The organism is Paenibacillus sp. OT2-17 (assembly GCF_009827695.1).
GTDB lineage: Bacteria > Bacillota > Bacilli > Paenibacillales > Paenibacillaceae > Paenibacillus > Paenibacillus polymyxa_B.
In genome coordinates, this window is record NZ_WUDQ01000575.1 from 1 (window position 1) to 2,302 (window position 2,302).

Here is a 2,302-nt window from a genome sequence, read left to right on the forward strand (position 1 = left end):
ATGAAACGTCAACGGGAATATACTGAGCTATCTCACCCGTTATTGAAACGATTTACTCAGCAGGAGCTTAATGATGAGGCATGTCCTACGTATAAAAATCTATTGGTTGGACGGTCTCGTCGAATACCGGATCGGCAAACGATGATCCATATTGCTGAGTATCTGGAGTGCACTTCAGATGAGCGCAATGATCTTCTCCTCGCCGCTGATTATCTTCCGATCCATTACGAATTGGAGGGACGGTCTCTGGAGCTGGCTCTGGAGCAAGCGCAGCAGATCATGAGTAATTTGCCATTTCCGGCAATGATCGTTACTCATACCTTAGATATCAAGGGGTTAAATGAGCCGTTTCGCCATTTATTTGATATCCCCTCCGATTCTTTTATGAATGGAAAACTGAATAAAGTTGATTTTCATTTTAACTCCGATTTTTCCATTCGTCCCCGTTCTACCTTCGATGCTGAGTCGTTCGAAGAGTGGGAGTCTCATGCTATTTACGGGATACAAGCTTTCAAAAGGTATAACATGTTTTCCCGATACGACCATTGGTATAAAAAGTTAATTGACAGATTTCGAAAATACGACGATCTTAATAAATATTGGAGTATGCAGCCAAAGGACTCATCAAATGAAGTTGAGCACTCTAAAATCATTTTGGCCAGAATGGGAGCCATGGCCGATTTAGCCCCCATTCGCTACAAGCAAATTCATCTTTCTGTAAGCAGCCACATGTATCCTGGAATTGAAGTGTACTTACCGATTGACGAACCTGGACGCAGAGTATTTGAATATTTGGGGTGTCCTGCCGAATGCCAGAACAACGCTTTTAATAAATAGCCAGTCAATTGCTATATCGATTATAAGAATCGTTCATTGCAAATTAAATAAGCCTCGGTGCTACGTTGAAAGAGACCAAATATGAAAATGACTACCAGGGTAATCACGTTGTGAAACTCATTAATCGGATTGTTACATTTGAACCTAAATCCCGCTAGGAGAAACGAAAAGCTCAATAAAAACAGAGGTAGTCTAGGACTTTATTTTCTCGTCCATGGCTACCCCTGTCTGGTTTTAGAGGTCAGTCTAATATTTTGTTTTTGCGAACCATAGAGAGTCAATTGCTCTCCACGGTATTTCTCTTATACATTTTTTTGGGTGTGGCTTAGCCTTAAAGAATAATAGCAATGAGACCGCCGGAGCCTTCATTAATGATACGACCCAGCGTTTCCTGCAGCTTATAGCGTGCATTGTCCGGCATCATAGCGATTTTACCCTGAATGCCTTCCCGTACAATGGAATGCAGCGAACGTCCGAAAATGTCTGACTCCCAAATTTTGATTGGGTCATTCTCAAAATCCTGCATCAGATAGCGCATAAGCTCCTCACTTTGCTTCTCTGTTCCGATAATCGGAGCAAATTCCGATTCCACATCCACACGGATCATGTGTATGGAAGGTGCTGTTGCCTTGAGCCGCACACCAAACCTTGTGCCCTGACGAATCAACTGCGGATCGTCTAGTGCCATTTCGGACAATGACGGCGCTGCAATGCCATATCCCGTTGTCTTGACCATTTCCAGCGCCTCGGCGAAGCGGTCGTACTCCCGTTTGGCATGGGCAAAATCCTGCATCATTTGCAGCAAATGATCCTTGCCGCGAATCTCTACCCCGACGACTTCGACCAAAATCTGGTCATATAGCTCATCGGGAGCATACAGATCAATTTCAGCTACGCCCTGCCCCATATTCATCCCGCTCAATCCGGCCCTGTCGATGAATTCATATTCCATAAACTGGCCAACCACTCGATCTACATCACGCAGACGTCGAATATCTTTAACCGTATCGCGAACGGAATTTTCATAATTGCTACGCAGCCAGTGCTCTTCGTTCAGTACCATGACCCAGCTCGGCAGGTTTACATTCACCTCATGCACCGGAAATTCATACAATACTTCACGAAGTACGCCTGTAACATCATCTTCCGTCATAGTTGCCGCGCTGAGTGTCATAACTGGTATATCGTACTTGGCAGCCAGCTCACTGCGAAGCTGGAGTGTTTCATCACTGCGCGGATGCGTGGAGTTGATAACCAAAACAAATGGCTTGCCAACTTCCTTCAACTCCTCAATGACGCGTTCCTCCGACTCTACATAAGAGCTGCGCGGGATTTCCGCAATCGTGCCGTCTGTAGTGACTACCACACCGAGCGTCGAATGCTCCTGAATAACCTTGCGTGTACCAATTTCCGCCGCTTCCTGAAAAGGAATGGGTTCTTCGAACCATGGTGTGGAGATCATCCT

At 45.3% G+C, this 2,302-nt stretch carries 2 protein-coding genes; one reads left to right on the forward strand and one right to left on the reverse strand.

What is annotated here, in order from left to right; all coding sequences use genetic code 11:
• The coding region (locus GRP75_RS24735) for an MmyB family transcriptional regulator (RefSeq protein ID WP_160790647.1) at positions 1-837 on the forward strand (837 nt) is incomplete at its 5' end.
• 331 nt (positions 838-1,168) lie between these two features.
• Here GRP75_RS24735 and spoIVA read toward each other — a convergent pair.
• Positions 1,169-2,302, reverse strand: a 1,134-nt coding sequence (gene spoIVA / locus GRP75_RS24740) for a stage IV sporulation protein A (RefSeq protein ID WP_160790648.1), incomplete at its 5' end; no start/stop codon positions are given.